General features: G+C 45.8%; 15 protein-coding genes and 1 pseudogene. 14 read left to right on the top strand and 2 right to left on the bottom strand.

The genetic code is table 11. The features are described 5' to 3' along the window. The 8 genes and pseudogenes from mutM to tehB all read left to right on the top strand — a co-directional run. Positions 1-721: DNA-formamidopyrimidine glycosylase (gene mutM / locus STRDD13_RS03990; protein WP_067102183.1), on the top strand; the 721-nt coding region annotated here is incomplete at its 5' end. After that, entirely contained in the window at positions 718-1,332 is a 615-nt protein-coding gene (gene coaE, locus STRDD13_RS03985) for a dephospho-CoA kinase (RefSeq protein WP_067102180.1), read from the top strand. The genes mutM and coaE, both read left to right, overlap by 4 nt. A gap of 158 nt (positions 1,333-1,490) precedes the next feature. After that, a pseudogene (locus tag STRDD13_RS03980) lies at positions 1,491-2,662 on the top strand (multidrug efflux MFS transporter). Continuing rightward, complete coding sequence (gene rpmG, locus STRDD13_RS08230) at positions 2,659-2,808, top strand: 50S ribosomal protein L33 (protein WP_082781174.1); 150 nt, start codon at positions 2,659-2,661, stop codon at positions 2,806-2,808. The pseudogene STRDD13_RS03980 and the gene rpmG overlap by 4 nt, the downstream one beginning before the upstream one ends. 46 nt (positions 2,809-2,854) lie before the next feature. Next, positions 2,855-3,091, top strand: a complete 237-nt coding sequence (secG, locus tag STRDD13_RS03975) for a preprotein translocase subunit SecG (RefSeq protein ID WP_067102176.1) — start codon at positions 2,855-2,857, stop codon at positions 3,089-3,091. Between the two features lie 94 nt (positions 3,092-3,185). Continuing rightward, positions 3,186-5,549, top strand: a complete 2,364-nt coding sequence (gene rnr, locus STRDD13_RS03970; protein WP_067102173.1) for a ribonuclease R — start codon at positions 3,186-3,188, stop codon at positions 5,547-5,549. Next, positions 5,503-5,970, top strand: coding sequence for an SsrA-binding protein SmpB (gene smpB / locus STRDD13_RS03965; protein ID WP_067102170.1), 468 nt, complete (start codon positions 5,503-5,505; stop codon positions 5,968-5,970). Before rnr ends, smpB begins: the two co-directional genes overlap by 47 nt. A gap of 115 nt (positions 5,971-6,085) precedes the next feature. Beyond that, positions 6,086-6,943 carry an SAM-dependent methyltransferase TehB gene (gene tehB, locus STRDD13_RS03960; protein ID WP_067102167.1) on the top strand — a complete coding sequence of 286 codons (858 nt, stop codon included), beginning with the start codon at positions 6,086-6,088 and terminating at the stop codon, positions 6,941-6,943. A gap of 149 nt (positions 6,944-7,092) precedes the next feature. On the opposite strand, the gene STRDD13_RS03955 is transcribed toward tehB, so the two are convergent. Together STRDD13_RS03955 and STRDD13_RS03950 are read right to left on the bottom strand one after the other, a co-directional pair. Beyond that, entirely contained in the window at positions 7,093-9,093 is a 2,001-nt protein-coding gene (locus STRDD13_RS03955) for an amidase family protein (protein ID WP_067102164.1), read from the bottom strand. Positions 9,094-9,272: 179 nt separating this feature from the next. After that, complete coding sequence (locus STRDD13_RS03950) at positions 9,273-9,686, bottom strand: EamA family transporter (RefSeq protein WP_067102162.1); 414 nt, start codon at positions 9,684-9,686, stop codon at positions 9,273-9,275. 368 nt (positions 9,687-10,054) lie between these two features. Here STRDD13_RS03950 and STRDD13_RS03945 point away from each other — a divergent pair, with 368 nt between their 5' ends. The 6 genes from STRDD13_RS03945 (at position 10,055) to STRDD13_RS03920 (ending at position 17,379) form a co-directional block, all read left to right on the top strand. Further along, positions 10,055-10,570, top strand: coding sequence for a phosphatase PAP2 family protein (locus tag STRDD13_RS03945; RefSeq protein WP_067103185.1), 516 nt, complete (start codon positions 10,055-10,057; stop codon positions 10,568-10,570). A 506-nt stretch (positions 10,571-11,076) separates the two neighbouring features. Beyond that, the gene (locus tag STRDD13_RS03940; RefSeq protein WP_156471271.1) at positions 11,077-11,703 is read left to right on the top strand and encodes a GTP pyrophosphokinase; all 627 of its coding nucleotides are present in this window, start codon (positions 11,077-11,079) and stop codon (positions 11,701-11,703) included. Then, positions 11,703-12,389 (top strand): response regulator transcription factor, encoded by a 687-nt coding sequence (locus STRDD13_RS03935; protein WP_067102156.1) that lies wholly within the window; start codon positions 11,703-11,705, stop codon positions 12,387-12,389. Before STRDD13_RS03940 ends, STRDD13_RS03935 begins: the two co-directional genes overlap by 1 nt. Before the next feature lie 3 nt (positions 12,390-12,392). Then, the gene (locus tag STRDD13_RS03930) at positions 12,393-13,616 is read left to right on the top strand and encodes a sensor histidine kinase (protein WP_067102153.1); all 1,224 of its coding nucleotides are present in this window, start codon (positions 12,393-12,395) and stop codon (positions 13,614-13,616) included. A 356-nt stretch (positions 13,617-13,972) separates the two neighbouring features. Next, complete coding sequence (locus tag STRDD13_RS03925; RefSeq protein ID WP_067102150.1) at positions 13,973-14,674, top strand: ABC transporter ATP-binding protein; 702 nt, start codon at positions 13,973-13,975, stop codon at positions 14,672-14,674. An 8-nt stretch (positions 14,675-14,682) separates the two neighbouring features. Beyond that, entirely contained in the window at positions 14,683-17,379 is a 2,697-nt protein-coding gene (locus STRDD13_RS03920; protein ID WP_067102146.1) for an FtsX-like permease family protein, read from the top strand. The last annotated feature ends 53 nt before the right edge of the window (positions 17,380-17,432 follow it).

The raw sequence follows: 17,432 nt of genomic DNA, 5'->3' as shown, positions 1-17,432 counted from the left end.
GAAGACAGGTAGTGAGGCGTTTGAGCTGGCCCTATTGGGGCAGACCATCAGGGCCATACGACGTCGTGGGAAATATTTAATTTTTGACCTGGGGGAGCAAGTGGTGATATCCCATTTGCGGATGGAAGGAAAGTACTTGCTCTTTACGAAAGAAGTTCCAGAGAATAAGCATTTTCACGCTTTTTTTACTCTGGATAATGGAGACCGACTAGTCTACCAAGATGTCCGCAAGTTTGGGACGATGGAGCTGTTGGATAAGGCGGATGAAGCCACCTACTTTATTAAAAAGAAAATAGGACCGGAGCCGACGGAGCAAGACTTTCGCCTAAAACCATTTGAAGTGGCCTTGTTGTCTTCGCAAAAACTGGTCAAACCTTACCTGCTGGAGCAAACTCTGGTAGCTGGTTTGGGCAATATCTATGTGGATGAGGTACTCTGGGCAGCCAAGGTTCATCCTGAGCGGACCGCTGCGGGTCTCAAAAAAGCAGAAATCAAGCGCCTGCATGATGAGACTATCCGGATTTTACAGCTGGGAGTGGATCGTGGTGGGTCCACCATTCGCTCCTATAAAAATGCTCTTGGAGAGGAGGGGACCATGCAGGAGGCCCTCCAGGTTTATGGTAGGACAGGCGAGCCTTGTCCACGATGTGGCAGTCTAATTGTCAAAAAACAAGTGAGAGGACGGGGGAGCCATTTTTGCCCGAGGTGTCAAAAAAGATGATCATTGGATTGACAGGCGGTATCGCATCGGGAAAGTCCACTGTAACCAACTATTTGAGAGAGCAGGGATTTACTGTTATTGATGCGGATGCCCTTGTGCACGAATTGCAACAACCAGGTGGTCGTTTATATCAGCTTTTGCTGGAGCACTTTGGAGCAAGCATTCTTTCAGAGGATGGAAGCCTAAATCGATCCGTCTTAAGTCAAAAAATCTTTTGTGATGATCGGGAGCGCAATTGGTCCGATCGTACGCAAGGAGATATCATTCGCCAAGAGCTGAATAGAAAAAAAGAAGCCCTTGCACAGACAATTTCTATTGTGTTCATGGATATCCCGCTTTTGTACGAACAAAACTATGAGGAGTGGTTTGATCAAGTCTGGGTGGTAAAAGTGGACGCGTCCACCCAGTTGGAACGCCTCATGCAGCGAAATCATCTCACGTTGGTGGAAGCCAAGCAAAGAATTGAGGCTCAGCTGTCCATGAAAGAAAAAGCTAGACGAGCGACCGCCACCATTGATAACAGTGGAAACTGGCTGGAAACCAAAATCCAGTTGGATGACCTGATCCAAGGGCTAAAGCAGGCGGAGGAAGGCAAGTCCGATCTTGGTTGAAGCCAGTGTTTAAAATACCAAGAGACGAAAAAATATGGTAGACTAGTAAAGAGTGAAAATTGATGAGGAATTCAATAGACGTTAGGAGACTCATCGATTGAATTTTGAGGAAAGAAGATGATCCTATCTTAAGTCAATCTTATTGGAAGAAAAATTTGATGATAGCTTGGTTCGGTTGTTTTCTAACTGGAGCAAGCTTTTCTCTTGTCATGCCTTTTATGCCTATTTTTGTGCGACAGTTAGGGGCTGGTGGAACGGATACAGCCTTTTATTCAGGTTTATCGGTATCGATTTCAGCCTTGGCGGCAGCTCTGGTTTCCCCGCTTTGGGGGCGCTTGGCCGATCGCTATGGTCGAAAACCCATGATGATTCGGGCTAGTTTAGTCATGACCTTTACTATGGGGGGACTTGCCTTTATTGACTCGGTCTTTTGGCTCCTTTTGCTCCGGTTGATGAATGGCTTATTCGCGGGGTTTATCCCCAACGCCAATGCTTTGATTGCTTCGCAAGCGCCTAAAAAAGAAATGGGAAAAGCCTTGGGATTGCTAGCTACTGGAAATATAGGAGGAGCTCTGATTGGTCCCTTGATAGGTGGTTTTTTAGCCCAACTATTAGGGATTCGCAATGTGTTTTTGCTGGTTGGTTTTTGCTCTTTTTAGCTAGTCTATTGACCGTCGTATGCATCCAAGAGGACTTTACCCCTGTACCCAAAGAAAAGACCCTATCCACGCGGGAATTGTTGCATCGAGTAAAAGATCCTCAGGTGCTTATCGGGCTTTTTGTCTCCAGCATGGTCATCCAGATATCTGCCCAGTCGGTAGCACCGATTTTAACACTGTATATTGAATATCTGGGTCAAACCGAAAATCTCTTGATGATTTCAGGTACGATTGTTTCTGCTATGGGGATTTCCAGTATGTTATCCAGTGCAGTACTAGGGAAGTTTGGGGACCGAATTGGCAACCATCGACTGATTTTGATCGCCCTTAGTTATTGCACTCTGATCTATTTACTAATGGCTCTAGCAAAGGATCCGATTCAATTAGGGATCCTTCGATTTTTGTTTGGTTTTGGGACAGGTTCTCTCATGCCTAGTGTGAGTGCGCTCTTGACTAAAATCACACCAAAAGAAGGAATTTCTACGATTTTCGGTTATAATTTGACCTTTATCAATCTTGGTCAAGTGATTGGTCCCTTTGTCGGGTCAACAGTCGCCGCGACACTGGGCTATCAGTGGGTTTTTTATGTCACGAGTGCCATTGTCTTTTTCAACCTTTTATGGAGTCTGGTGAATTTTAGGAAATATTTGAAAGTAAGGGAAATAGAGTGAGAGTCAAAATTCAGTTACAGTGTAGTCAATGTGGCAGTAAAAATTATCTCAGCAGCAAAAACATGAAGACACATCCTCAGAAGATTGAGGTTTTAAAGTATTGTCCGAAGGAGAGAAAAGTCACACTTCATCTTGAATCTAAATAAAAAATATGGTATACTACTACAAGCTATTGAAGAAAGTGAAAGAGACATGTACAGATTATTATTAACGCTTTTATTAGGTTTATCAGTCGTTTTGGTCATCGCTATTTTTATCCAGCCTTCCAAAAACCAATCTGGAAATCTATTTGATCCGTCCAGTGCGGGTGCCCTGTTCGAACGGTCAAAGCCACGTGGATTTGAAGCTTTTATGCAACGGTTTACGGGAGTATTGGTATTCTTTTGGTTGGCCATTGCCCTGGCCCTTGTGGTGATTTCGAGTAGATAAGAGGACTGGAGCTGGTTTCAGTCCCTTTTTTCTATGCAGGAAAATAAACGTTTCACCCAAAAAATGACGGATTGTGTCAGTAAAGAGAGGTAGAATGAAAACAAAAATCCTTCAGCTATTAGAAGAGTCTGGTCCGCTTACGATGGACCAGATAGCTGATTCTTTAAGAACAGGAGATGCAGCCCATTTTCGGACTTTGGTCAAGACGGTTTCAGGTATGGAAAGTCAAGGACAAGTCCGTTTTGATAAGCAAGGGCGCATCGCGATCAAAGAGAAAAAAAGACAGTCTCTGATTACACTAAAGGGAACTTTCCGCGCCCATAAAAACGGCTTTGGCTTTGTGACGATTTCAGAGGAAGAGGATGATCTTTTTGTGGGACGAAACGATGTCAATCACGCGATTGAAGGAGATACCGTTGAGGTAGCGATTGTCAAAGTTGGAGATCCTATGAAAGGAACGGCGGCGGAGGCTAGGGTTGTAGAAATCCTGGATCATGCCCTCAAAACGGCTGTTGGGCTCCTGGTTCTAGACGAAGACAAGCCAAAGTATGCGGGCTACATCCAGTCTAAAAATCAGAAGATCAGCCAACGGATCTATGTCAAAAAATCTCCTCTGGTCCTAGATGGGACAGAGATTTTAAAAGTAGATATCGAGAAATATCCGAGCAAAAAGCACGATTATTTTGTTGCTACCTTACGGGAAGTGGTCGGCCACAAGGATGATGTGGGGATTGATGTCTTGGAAGTGCTGGAGTCTATGGACATTGTCTCCGAATTTCCTGAGGAAGTGCTGGTCGAAGCCCAAGCAGTACCAGAAGCACCTAGTGAAGCAGACTTTGTCGGACGTCGGGATTTACGGGACGAACTCACCTTCACTATCGACGGAGCGGATGCCAAGGATCTGGATGATGCCGTCCATATCAAGCAGCTGGAGAATGGCAACTTCGAACTAGGGGTCCATATCGCAGATGTCTCCTACTATGTGACCGAAGGCTCTGCCTTGGATAAGGAAGCCCTTCGTCGTGGGACCTCGGTCTATGTGACCGATCGCGTAGTCCCGATGCTACCGGAACGGCTGTCAAATGGGATCTGCTCACTTAATCCCAATGTGGATCGCTTGACCCAATCGGCCATTATGGAGATTGACCGATTCGGACGTGTGGTCTCCTACTGGATTGGCCAAACGGTCATCAAGACGACCTACCGCATGACCTATCATAAGGTCAATGAAATCTTGGCTGGAGATGAGGAGGCGCGGACGGAGTTTTCATCTATTGTTTCAAGTGTGGAAGGGATGGCTCAGCTCCATGCGATCCTGGAGCAGATGCGTGTGGCCCGTGGGGCTTTGAACTTTGACACCAGCGAGGCTAAAATCCTGGTCAACAAGGAAGGTTTGCCAGTGGACATCGTTCTTAGACAAAGGGGGACAGCAGAGCGGATGATCGAGTCCTTTATGTTGGCAGCTAATGAATGTGTTGCAGAGCACTTTGCCAAAAAGGACCTGCCCTTCATTTATCGGATTCACGAGGAGCCTAAGGCCGAAAAAGTTCAGAAATTCATTGATTATGCTCTGAGTTTTGGTCTCCCCATCTATGGGACGGCCTCCACTATCCGTCAAGAGGCCCTGCAAGATTTACTGGCCAAAGCCGAAGGGGAGCCCTATGCCGAAGTGCTGTCCATGATGCTCTTACGCTCCATGCAACAAGCCCGCTATTCGGAGCATAATGACGGACATTATGGCCTGGGGGCAGACTTTTATACCCACTTTACCAGTCCGATCCGCCGCTATCCAGATTTGCTCGTTCATCGGATGATTCGTGACTATGGGGATTTGACGGAGGAAAAAATCGCTCACTTTGAACAAGCTATTCCTGAAATCGCAAAAGTTACTTCCAGTTTGGAACGCCGGGCGATTGACGCGGAGCGCGAAGTCGAAGCCATGAAAAAAGCCGAATATATGCAGGAATTTGTTGGTGAGGAATTTGAGGGTGTGGTCTCGAGCGTGGTCAAGTTTGGTCTTTTTGTCGAACTTCCGAATACGGTAGAAGGGCTCATCCACGTGACCAATTTGCCTGAGTATTTCCACTACAATGAGCGGACGCTGACCCTGCAAGGGGAAAAGTCAGGACTGACTTTCCGGACGGGTCAATCCATCCGCATCAAACTCATTCGTTCAGACAAGATGACGGGAGAGATTGACTTTGCCTACCTGCCATCTGATGCTGATGTAATCGAGAAGGTGGACAGAAAAAACCGTAGGGAAGCTACTGACTCTAAGAGAAGCAGAGGAAAAGAAAAAACAAACAAGTCCAAGGCGAAGAGCGAAGCTTTTTCGAAAAAAAACCGCAAAGACAAGAGAAAAACAGCTGGAAAACCTTTCTATAAGGATGCTGCAAAAAAAGGAGGAAAGCATGGCAAAAGGACAGGGAAAGGTCGTCGCTCAAAACAAAAAGGCTAGCCACGACTATCGTATCATCGATACCATTGAAGCTGGTATCGTCCTGACAGGGACAGAGATTAAGTCTGTCCGAGCGGCCAGAATAAACCTAAAAGATGGTTTTGCCCAGATTAAAAATGGGGAAGCCTGGCTCCATCATGTTCATATTGCTCCTTTTGAGCAGGGCAATATCTGGAACCAAGATCCAACCAGGACCCGCAAGCTCCTCCTGCGGAAGAAGCAAATCGAGCATTTGGCCCAGGAAGTGAAGGGAACGGGGATGACCCTGGTACCGCTTAAGGTCTACCTCAAGGATGGTTTTGCCAAAGTCCTAATTGGCTTAGCTAAGGGGAAACACGACTACGACAAGCGGGAGTCGATCAAACGCCGGGAACAAAACCGCGATATCGCCCGCACCATCAAAGCTGTTAATGCCAGGTAAATGGATGAGACGATAGCCCTCCCTTTCTAGGTGGATAAGACAGATTGTTACAAAGCAGAGGATGTGTCATTATCCTTTGCCAATCCAAAAATGTGGAAGAATAGGAGAAATGAGTATGGAGAATCTTGTATTTTATAAACGCACCCCAATCTTTACCCAAGAGACAGTCCCCCAAACCTTGCTCAATCGGCACAACACCAAGGTCGGCACATGGGGGAATATCAAGGTCCTAAAAGGTCAGTTGAAGTTTGAGGCCATGACAGAGGATGATCAAGTGTTAAGTGAAACGATCATTGAACCCAACAAGTCTATTCCAATGGTTGAGCCACAAGCTTGGCACCGTGTCAGTTTACTGACCGAAGATACCAGTTTTTTTGTCGAATTCTACTGCAAACCAGAAGATTATTTTGCAAAAAAATACCAGTATAGTCCCGCTCATTCTGAGGTGATAGAGGCACTAGAAACCGTTTCTCCTGGATATGCCCTGGATTTAGGATGTGGTGCTGGTCGAAATGCCTTGTACTTGGCCCATCAAGGGTTTGATGTGGTAGCGGTAGATCAGTCCAGTCAAGGTCTGCAAATGCTGCAATCGGTCGCCTTAGAAGAAGACTTAGACATCCAGATTGGAACCTATGATATCAATGAAGCTGCCTTACGAGGTCATTATGATTTCATCGTGTCAACGGTAGTCTTTATGTTCCTGGACCGGGAGCGAATCCCAGCCATCATTCAAAATATGCAGGAACAGACAAATGTTGGTGGGTACCATTTGATTGTAGCTGCTATGGACACTGAGGATGCGCCTTGTGTTATGCCATTTTCCTTTACCTTTAAAGAAGGGGAACTAGCAGCCTATTACAAGGATTGGGAAGTGATCAAGTATAACGAAAACTTTGGCCATCTCCACAAGCGAGATGAACATGGCAATCGGATCCGGATGCGGTTTGCAACCCTCTTAGCACGGAAAAAGTAAGCGGGAGAAATCCATAAAGCATTCTGACTGTTTTTCCGACCTTGTGGGATGAAAGCCATCTGTGTCAGATCTAGATTCAGTATCTCAGAGTCTGACAGCTCCTTAGTGGCTAGACCAAAGTAAAGATCAAGTTCATAAAAAGAGACGCCTTAGTGAAAGCGTCTCTTTTTGCTGGTTTCTGTCGTTTTTTTCTTTGGAAGGATGAGAATGCTGGATAAGAGGAAACTTAAGGCAAGGAGAGGCAGAGTCTTCGTTTCTTCCACACCAGTTTGTGGGAGGGTTCTTGAAGCTCCATGTTCGGATGAAGGCTCGTTTGCGTGCGCCATTGCTAGCTTGTCCACTGGCTGAAGACTAGGATATGTAGTCTGTGCCGCTTTTTCTACCTTTCTTCCAGTTGCCGGGTGAGAAGCAAGTTTTTCTCCTATTTGTTTTTCTGCCCTAGGAGGAGCCTGGTGCTTGTCGTTTGCAGCGGCTTCTTTTGTTTTTTGATAACGAGAGAGTGTCCAAAATTTTCCTTGTGTCTCAAACAGGCGACCCATTTCAAGAAGGAGGTTATCCTGATTGCGGCCGGTCTGAAAGAGGATGCCAAGGGGGAGTCCGTCCGAACTCACATAGGTCGGTAGGCTAATCGACGGGGTTTGTGTCAGATTCCCTAGTTGTGTATAGGGAGTCAGTGTCCAGGCAGGTAGCCACTGGTCGTAAATAAGCTGACGTTTTTCTTCTTTGCTAAGACCAGACATATCCTTTAGCGTATCGATCATTTCACTGGGGATGTGCTGGTAGTCTGCCCGAGGTGCGGTCCAAGCAGTTGTAGGAGTCAGAAAAAGTGGATATTTCTGATAAAAATCGGTCATCTGCTTCCGCATGTCTTGGATCTGCTGGTAGGCTACTTGCAGGTCGTTTTTGGTCAAGTCTTTTCCGGTCTGATAAAGGGCCCAGGTCAGCAACTCTGTATCACCGTAACGCATGGATCGTTTGAGCTTTTGTTGGATGAGAAAGTTTGCGGTCGTAGCATTGGAGGCTGCAAGAGTATAGTAGGCTTCCATCATCTTTTGTCCATCTACCGGATAATCCACTTCTTCTAGTCGGTAGCCTTGCTGCTGTAAGAAGGTGACGGCCTCTTGAACAGCTTCAATCGCCTCCTTACTAAGAGGTGTCCCCGCAGGGGTTTTTAGGCTATAAGCGATAGTCTGAGACTTATCTAGATGGAGAGGAGAAGATTGGGTTGTTAGAAGGGCCTTGTAGAGTTGCTCGGTATCTCGCATGGACTTTGTCTCAGCGAAATGGCTCACTTGATTGTATGTCGTATAGCTATTGCCTGCCGTGATACCGATGGTCGGCATAAAACCAATGAGTCCTGTCCAGGAAGCTGGAATGCGCGTAGAGCCTCCTCCATCGCTAGCTGAGGCAAGAGGAACCTGCCCTGAGGCTACAGCTGCGGATGCCCCACCGGAAGATCCGCCAGGACTTTTATCTAGATTCCAGGGGTTACGGGTGACACCATAGAGAGCGGAGTGGGTCACATTGATCCAGCCCATCTCTGGAAAGGCCGTTTGGCCGATTACGACGAAGCCAGCCTCTTGTAAGGCTTTCACATACCGACCTGTACTACGGCTAGTAGTGTCTTTGAGAGCAAGGAGCCCATTCGTATTTTGACCACCTGAGACGGTATGTCCCAAGCCTTTGACTAAGATGGGGACACCGTAAAAGGGTTGACCAGAGTCTGTCATTTTCTCTGCTTCTTGGCGAGCCTCCTTTTCGCGAATGGAAATGACATCATTTAGCTCTGGATTCGTCTCTTGAACAGACTGAATGGCCAGGGTGATTAACTCGTCTTTTGTCGTTCGGCCGCTACGAATCCACTCGGCTAGTTGACTAGCATCACTTTCTAGGTATTCTTGAAGTGTCAGACCAGATTTCGTTTCTTCGTTGGTGGATTGGGGTTGCTCAGCTAGGATCCCGCTTGCCTCAACCACTGGTATAGAGGGATTCTTATCCGGGATAGGGCTTGTCTGAGCAGCCAACGATTGGCTTGTTTCAGAGCTTGTTGTGGTTTCTAGGGGCTCTTGAGCTTGAGATAGAAGACTAGTTTGGAGACTAAAAAGTCCTAAAACAGTGAGTGCTAGGACAGATTGTTTGAGCTTGTTCATATATTCTCCTCAAAAATCAATTTGGCTTCATTATACCATAGGAAAGAGGAATGGTTAGATCAAGATGTTTGAAAAATTCGTCTAACAAGCCATTAGACCCGAAAAGTCTTCTAGGACAAGGATGCAGGGCTATGGAAGGTAGGATGGAACCCTGTTTCTGACTTGAAACTGGGTACTCCTTATCCAATCATGAGCAGGGTACCAATTGTGATCAGACCACATCCCAGAAGGGATTTGAGCGTAAAACTATCATGTAAAAAAAGAAAGGCTAATAATAAGGTGAAGACAATGCTAAGTTTATCCACAGCAGCAACCTCCGTTGCACGACCCAGCTGCAAGGACCGGTAGTAGCACAGCCAGGATGCACCGGTTGATAGCCCAGATGCGATGAGAAAAAACCAACTTTTCTTACTGATAGCAGCAATGCCTGACTGATTCTTGGTTAAAAAAACGATGATCCAAGCCATAGCCACCACGACTAAGGTTCTGATTGCAGTTGCCAAATTGGAATTGACATCCCTAATCCCCACTTTGGCAAAGATAGAAGTGAACGCAGCAAAAATAGCAGATAACAAGGCAAAAAAAGCCCACATAGACGGTCTCCTTTTTCTGAACATGGAGTGATTCAACTATTTTCTAGCATACCTTATTTTAGGCCATTCAGCAATAGAGAGTGGCTTTCTAGAAGAGGAAATAGTGGCAGGAATGAACCTCCCTACAAAAAAGTGAGGCAGAAGAGGCTACTGAAGATCCTTTCTTTTGAACCATCTAGCGGTTCCTCATTGTGGGTTGGCGATGAAGGATGATTATATTCCTTGACAAGTGATAGGATGGGAGACAGCTTTGTGGTATACTAGTGAATGAAGAAAAGTCAGTCAAAACAAAAGGAAAACATCTTGGACAATCCAACCGCGATATGCAAGACCTTCTGGACGAACCGTGTAAAATAGAAGAGGTAGAGATGACCCCATCAGGAAAGAAAAATTACAAGAAAACCTATGAGAAGATCAGTAGCCCCTTCTTGAGACACCCCGTTTTACTTTGGATCTTACAGTCTTTCAATCGCGCAATGACTTACCTGATGCCCCTCCTTTATGTTGGCTTATTATCCTATCTACTTTGGCGAGGAGACTGGCAGGTTCTCTTGATGAATTTCGTCCTTCCTGCCCTCAGTTTTATTGTGTTATCTCACTTCCGTCAGATATGGAACCAGAATCGTCCGTATCAGGATTGGCCCATCTCTCCACTGATTGCGAAGGAAACGAAGGGTAAGTCGATGCCTAGCCGGCATGTTTTTTCGGCTAGTCTGATTTCGATGTGTCTTTTTGCCCAGTTTCCGATCTTGGGCTTGGTTTGCTTGGCGCTTTCTGCACTTCTTGCAGTGGCACGAGTAGTTGGAGGGGTTCATTATCTCAAGGACGTATTAGCTGGCTATACAGTGGGTGTCTTGGCAGGTTTGCTCCTTCTCATTGTCTGAGCGATAGATGTCGCTGAAAAAAGAAGCCCCTTTGTCCATTTGTCTTGGACAGAGGGGCTTTGTGATGGGAATCGTTCGATGTTGTGATTCCTTAGGCTTTGTGAAGAGTAGCTTGCTGGTCAGACGAATGTTCGCCAACAAGTGCATCCCACATCGCTTGGCCGATAAATTTGAGTAGTACAAGAGATAATGTGAAAATGGTTGCCATATTGTCACCTCATTCTTTGATTCGTTCATAAGATTGTTTTTATTATAACGAGCGATTGTAGAAATGTAAACGGTTTATCGACCAAGGAGTGGGAATTCTTGGATTCGTGTAGGAAGAGATATAGAAAGTGTAGGAATTTCCTCTAAAACCAGACCCCTCACCGAGAAAAAGGAGGAAAAGCAATCAAAAATTCGATGTCCTATTGGCCCAAGTGACGTTGTTTCTAGCGGCCGTAGAAGGATTCAGTTTGCTTAAAGGAAGTGTGCTATAATAACATAAAGAGTCGATGAGGAAGGGTATTATGACAGAAAGCATCTATGGCCTCTACGAGCCACGCTTGTATGAGATTTTGGAGACTATTTCAGCCTATATCAAGAAAGTCAATCAGACAACCAAGGAAGAGACGGGACAGAAACTCTATGAGCACTTTTTAGGACGTGTAAAGACTTCTGACTCCATGAGAGACAAGTGCCGCAGAAAAGGGCTAGCAGAAACTACAGAGTCAGCCTTGAAAGAAATCAGAGACAGTATCGGTTTGCGGATTGTCTGTGGCTTTGTGGAGGATATCTATCGGACAGTGGCTCTCCTCAAGCAGATGCCTGGGCTATCGGTCTGTAATGAAAAAGATTATATTACATCAGCCAAGCCTAATGGATACCGTTCCTACCATATGATCGTTGAGATGGAAGTTCCTTTTTCAGATTGCTACGGTCAAACACCTGGACGCTATTTTGTCGAGATCCAATTACGGACCATTGCCATGGATTCTTGGGCGGCTTTGGAGCACCAACTAAAGTACAAGCAATCCATTAAAAATCCTGAGCGCATCGTCAAAGAACTTAAACGCTGTGCAGATGAGTTGGCATCCTGTGATTTAACAATGCAAACGATTCGCAACCTAATCCGAGAAAGTGGAGGTGAGTAATGGGACTAAAGATTTTATTAGCAGAAGATGAAGAGGCTCTTTCCAAAGTCTATGCCGCAGCTCTCCGGCACAAAGGGCACCAAGTAGTACAGGCTTATAATGGCGAGGAGGCTTTACAATATGCCGAGAAAGAGGTCTTTGACCTCCATATCTTTGATATTATGATGCCTATCATGACTGGTCTAGAGACCTTGCGGGAGATCCGTCAAGCTGGTAACAAAACCTATACCATCCTGTTGACAGCTATGGGTGAAATAGAAGACAAAGTAACCGGCCTGGATGCGGGAGCAGATGATTACCTAACCAAGCCAATTTCCTTAAAAGAGCTTTTAGCGCGCGTGGACTCCCTCACTCGGAGGATGGAGCAGTACACGGAAAAAGTCCTCACTGCAGGCTGTGTCACCTTGAATGTCGCCCAGCAAGAGCTATCCGTCTCAAACGCGGTGCGCCTTTCCAGTAAGGAGGCCCAGCTGATGGAAGTCTTCATGCGCCACATGGGGAAAGAATTATCCACCAGCGAACTCTATAACAAGGTCTGGGGGATAGACAAGGACCCAGAAATCGATGAAGGATATGTCTATATCTATGTCTCTTATCTTCGTCAAAAACTGCGTTCGATTCAGGCAGATATCGATATTATCGGACAGGAAGGAAGGAGTTACCGGCTGGAGAGAAGGGAGGACTAGCAGATGCTGAATCGATTAAGATGGCAGTTTACAGGGATTGTATTTGTAGCCGTTGGGATGATTCTCCTTCTGTTTGTGGGGATATTTAACTACATTCGCTGGTCGCAAAATGACACGGAGATTCGACAAGCGCTTCAAATTTTAAGTGACTATCATGGAAGTCTCCCTAGCGAAGACAAATTAAATGAAGAATTAGCCCAGTCAAGTTTGAATGTTGCGCAATTTCAGACCTTGCAGTATATCAGTCTATTGGTAAACAAGGAGCAAACCATTGCAAGCTCTAGTGTGGATACCGTGAAGTCGCAAGAACCGATTGACTTGACTCGGTTCTTAGATCGAATCAATCTCAGTCGCTCCAAGGGATATTTCACCTATCAGGGGAGGAGTTATGCTTATCAGCTCACTCCTGAAAAAGCTGGGACCTTGGTCGTTGTGTTGGATATCACGAATTACCAAAACAGTCAGAATCAGATGATCTACCTGTCTATCCAGATGATGGCGACCAGTTTGATTTTCGTTTTGGTCATCGTCTTTATCTTTTCTGGTCGAGCCATTCGTCCCTATATCCGAAATGCTGAGAATCAAAAGCGATTCATTACCAATGCGGGTCATGAACTCAAGACCCCTCTGGCCATTATCTCTGCCAATACGGAGATGGAAGAAATGCTAAACGGAGAATCAGAATGGTCCAAGTCCACCAAAGATCAAGTGCAACGTCTCACGCGCTTGATCAACCAAATGGTGACCCTGTCCAAGATGGAAGAACAGCCGGACTTGATCTTGTCAGACTGCAACCTATCGGAAGTGACCCAAGATGCGGCAGAAGACTTTAAAGCTCTGGTCACAAAAGATGGCAAGGGATTCAAACTCGATATCCAACCCAATTTACAGGTCAAGGCAGAAGAAAAGTCTCTGTTTGAATTGGTCACCATCCTAGTGGACAATGCCAACAAATATTGTGACGAAAAGGGCCTGGTTCACGTGCGGGTATACCGTAATCGCCTACGAAAACCTGTACTAGAAGTCTCCAATACTTATAAGGACGGGGATAAAGTGGACTATAGTCGCTTTTTTGACCGCTTCTATCGGGAGGATGAGTCGAGAAATAGTCAGGTAGATGGTTTTGGGATTGGTCTTTCAATGGCCCAATCAATGGTTCGTCTGTTTAGGGGGCGGATGAGTGCCCATTACAAGGGAGACAGAATTTTCTTTCGCGTTACTTTTTAGAATATGAACTAACAGGACATTTCCACTTTTCTTGTGCTCGGTCAGGGACTAGACGCAAAGAAAAGGGATGTCTTGTTTTTTTGTCCTAGAATTCTTTATTCGAGATTGAAAAGACATTTTTTGGTTCCAGTTTTTTTGGGGGAATGGATTTCTCGAAAAGGGAAAAAAGGACATTTTTTTTGTTGGAAGAAAAAGGGGGATTTGCTATACTTAGGGTGTAGAATCAGCGTGTAAAATAACCTCTCTCGAGTGATGGAAAACGGGAGAATAAAGAAGGATTTTGTCCTTTGGGATTCCGTCTTCGAGACGGTTAAAAAGACGGGCTATTCCGTCAGGACAAAGAAAGAAGGAAAGAAATGGCTTATATCGAAGTCAAGCATGTCACGAAGCGCTATCTGGTTGGGGAGACAGAAATTGTAGCGAATAAAGATGTCAATTTTGAAATTGAAAAAGGAGAATTGGTGATTATCTTGGGCTCCTCTGGCGCGGGAAAGTCGACCCTTTTAAATATAGTAGGAGGGATGGATACGACGGATGAAGGCGCAGTCTTGATCGACGGCGTGGATATTGCCCGACTGGATGCCCATCAGCGGACCAATTATCGCCGAAGTGATGTAGGTTTTGTCTTTCAATTTTATAACCTAGTGGCCAACCTCACCGCTAAGGAAAATGTCGAATTGGCCTCTGAAATCGTAGCCGATGCCATGGACCCTGAGGAAGTGCTCATCAAGGTTGGATTGGGACACCGGCTTCATAATTTTCCGGCGCAACTATCAGGGGGAGAGCAACAACGGGTTGCTATTGCAAGAGCAGTAGCCAAGAAACCGAAGATTCTTCTGTGTGATGAGCCGACTGGGGCACTGGATTATCAGACTGGAAAACAAGTTCTCCAGATCCTCCAAGAGATGTCTAGACGGGAAGGAGCTACTGTGCTTATCGTTACGCACAATGCCGCCCTAGCGCCAATTGCAGACCGTGTCATTCAGATGCGGGATGCAACGGTAATAGCCACCAAGCGTCAAGAGCATCCACAGGATATCGCGCATCTAGAATATTAGGAGCCGACATGAAAAAGAAAACATATTGGAAGGATGTCCTCCAAGCCATCACATCATCGAAAGGGCGATTTTTATCTATTTTTAGTCTGATGGCTCTGGGAGCTCTTGCCTTGGTCGGGCTGAAAGTGACTGTCCCCAATGCTGAAGAGAAGGCCCAATCCTTTATTGACCAGGCTCAGCTGATGGATATAGCGGTGATGAGTGATGTTGGTCTGGATAAGGAAGATGTCCAAAAACTAGAGTCTGTGCAAGGAGCTACTTTGGAGTTGGGGTATTTGACAGATGGGACCATCAGAGGAAGTAACCAGGCGATACGCATCCTGTCCCTCCCCCAGAAACTATCCAAACCAGCATTGATAGCAGGTCGTTTTCCCAAGACAAGTCAAGAAATTGTCCTTGCATCATCGATGCAAGGGGCTTATCAAATTGGGGATCACATTTTCGTTGATCCATCGTCCCAACAGCCTATTCTAAAAGAAGAGGACTTTACGGTGGTAGGCTTTGTTCATTCATCGGAGATTTGGAATCTGCAAAATATGGGCTCAAGCAGTGCGGGATCTGGAGAACTAAGTGGGTATGGGATGACGACAGTTGATGCCTTTTACTCGGATGTCTATATGATTGGGCGATATCGCTTTGCGGATTTGGAGAAGCGAGGCTACACTAGTCAATCCTATAAGCAAAAACGCCAGCAACATGTAGAAGAGCTTGAGACTCTCTTATCTTCTAGCGGAAAAGACAGGCTCAAACGATTAAAGGAAGAAAAGCAAAAGAGCATCGATCAGGGAAAAAGAGCGATTGTCCAAACGAAACAGCAGCTGAAGGAGGCGCAAGAGCAGCTAGACCTTAAGAAACAGGCTATAGAGACAGCAGGCTTTTCGGACAATAGCCCACAGGCTCAGTCCTTGCACCAAGCTCAGAAACAATTGGATCAAAAAATAAGCCAATCCCAGCAAAAAATCACCCGCGAGCAAGTTCAATTATCGGAGGCGCAAGCCCAGCTTGATCAACTATCCGAGCCTACTTACACTGTCTACACCCGTGAAACCCTACCTGGTGGAACAGGCTATGACATCTATGAGAACGCCACCCACAGTATCTCGTCTGTTGGCAATATTTTTCCTGTTGTCTTATATCTGGTGGCTGCGATGGTGACCTTTACCACCATGACACGGTTTGTGGATGAGGAGCGCAATAAGGTCGGTCTCTTTAAAGCTTTAGGTTACTCTAATAGTCAGATGATTGCCAAATTTGTCCTCTATGGCTTTGTAGCAGGACTCTCAGGGACGATCTTAGGGATTGTACTGGGACATTTTCTCCTATCTCCTATGATTGGAAACATCATTGCCAAACCGACCGTATTAGGGAGTGTTAGTTGCTCTTTCTATTGGGACTGGAGTCTTCTTGCACTAGGATTTGCCTTCTGGTCAGCCGTTTTTCCGGCTTTCTGGGTAGCGCGGAGGGAATTAAGAGAGCAACCAGCCCAATTGTTGCTTCCTAAACCGCCTGTAGTCGGCTCCAAAATTTTTTTAGAAGGCCTGACCTGTGTCTGGAAACGCCTGAGCTTTACTCAAAAGGTAACAGCTCGAAACATTTTTCGTTACAAGCAGCGCATGCTGATGACCATCTTTGGCGTAGCGGGAGCCGTTGCCCTACTCTTTGCAGGACTAGGACTTCAATCTTCCATTTCCGGCGTCTCCGATCGACAATTTGATCAGCTTCTGCACTACCAGATGTTGGTCGCAGAAAAGCCCAGCTTGACGCCTAAGGAGGAAAAGCAGGTGCAAGAGCTCTTGCATTCGGAGAATGTGGCAGCTTATTTTTCGCTGGAAACAAAAAGCACCAGTCAAGACATCAAGGGGGTAGACGAGCCACAACCGGTTACACTTCTTATTACGGATCAAGCCGATCGATTGACAGATTTTATTCAACTCCTCGATCGACGGACGGGAAAGGCCTTGCCTTTGGATGATCAAGGGGTCATTCTGAGTGACAAATTGGCTCGGCTCTATCAGGTAACGGTTGGGGATTCGATCCCTTTTACCTTCCAGCATAAAACCATTCAGTTGAGAGTGTCAGGAATTGCAGAGATGTATGCGGGTCATTTTGTCTATATGTCGGATTCCTATTATCAAAGAGTGATGGGACAAGCGATTCAAAAAAATGCCTATTTGGTCCGCCTCAAGGACAGGAGTATAGGTCAGATCCAGGAGCTTTCAGCCTCTTTCCTCAAACAGGACGGCCTTGCCGGAGTGGCTCAAAATTCAAACCTCATCCAGCAGTTGGAGGCAGTCGCCCGCTCTCTTCAAACGGTCATGACCATCTTAGTCATTTTATCCATTATCCTAGCTGTTGTGATCCTCTACAATCTCACCAATATCAATGTTATAGAGCGGATTCGAGAGTTATCGACGATCAAAGTATTGGGCTTTCATTCTTGGGAGGTGACGCTCTATATCTATCGTGAAACCATCCTCTTATCCATGGTTGGGATTGTACTAGGTCTATTCTCAGGATTTGGCTTGCACCGCCTTCTTTTAGGAATGATTGGTACAGGTAGTATCACTTTTCATCCCGAAGTCGCTCCTTACGTCTATTGGATTCCAATTTTAGCGATTTTTCTTATCTTGTCTTTCTTAGGTTGGGTTGTCCATCAGTATCTCCGGAGGCTCGATATGTTGGAAGCTCTCAAATCTGTAGACTAGTCTTCCAGTATCGATGAAAGCTCTGTAGGTCTAAACAACAATCCATCGAACTT

Source organism: Streptococcus sp. DD13, assembly GCF_001578875.1.
Lineage (GTDB): Bacteria > Bacillota > Bacilli > Lactobacillales > Streptococcaceae > Streptococcus.
This window is presented reverse-complemented; position numbering and strand designations above follow the sequence as displayed.

Excerpts from the sequence above, each read along its gene's own strand:
- coaE (WP_067102180.1), top strand. The coding sequence starts at position 718 with ATGATCATTGGATTGACAGGCGGTATCGCATCGGGAAAGTCCACTGTA.
- secG (WP_067102176.1), top strand. The coding sequence starts at position 2,855 with ATGTACAGATTATTATTAACGCTTTTATTAGGTTTATCAGTCGTTTTG.
- rnr (WP_067102173.1), top strand. The coding sequence starts at position 3,186 with ATGAAAACAAAAATCCTTCAGCTATTAGAAGAGTCTGGTCCGCTTACG.
- smpB (WP_067102170.1), top strand. The coding sequence starts at position 5,503 with ATGGCAAAAGGACAGGGAAAGGTCGTCGCTCAAAACAAAAAGGCTAGC.
- tehB (WP_067102167.1), top strand. The coding sequence starts at position 6,086 with ATGGAGAATCTTGTATTTTATAAACGCACCCCAATCTTTACCCAAGAG.
- STRDD13_RS03955 (WP_067102164.1), bottom strand. The coding sequence starts at position 9,093 with ATGAACAAGCTCAAACAATCTGTCCTAGCACTCACTGTTTTAGGACTT.
- STRDD13_RS03950 (WP_067102162.1), bottom strand. The coding sequence starts at position 9,686 with ATGTGGGCTTTTTTTGCCTTGTTATCTGCTATTTTTGCTGCGTTCACT.
- STRDD13_RS03945 (WP_067103185.1), top strand. The coding sequence starts at position 10,055 with ATGACCCCATCAGGAAAGAAAAATTACAAGAAAACCTATGAGAAGATC.
- STRDD13_RS03935 (WP_067102156.1), top strand. The coding sequence starts at position 11,703 with ATGGGACTAAAGATTTTATTAGCAGAAGATGAAGAGGCTCTTTCCAAA.
- STRDD13_RS03930 (WP_067102153.1), top strand. The coding sequence starts at position 12,393 with ATGCTGAATCGATTAAGATGGCAGTTTACAGGGATTGTATTTGTAGCC.
- STRDD13_RS03925 (WP_067102150.1), top strand. The coding sequence starts at position 13,973 with ATGGCTTATATCGAAGTCAAGCATGTCACGAAGCGCTATCTGGTTGGG.
- STRDD13_RS03920 (WP_067102146.1), top strand. The coding sequence starts at position 14,683 with ATGAAAAAGAAAACATATTGGAAGGATGTCCTCCAAGCCATCACATCA.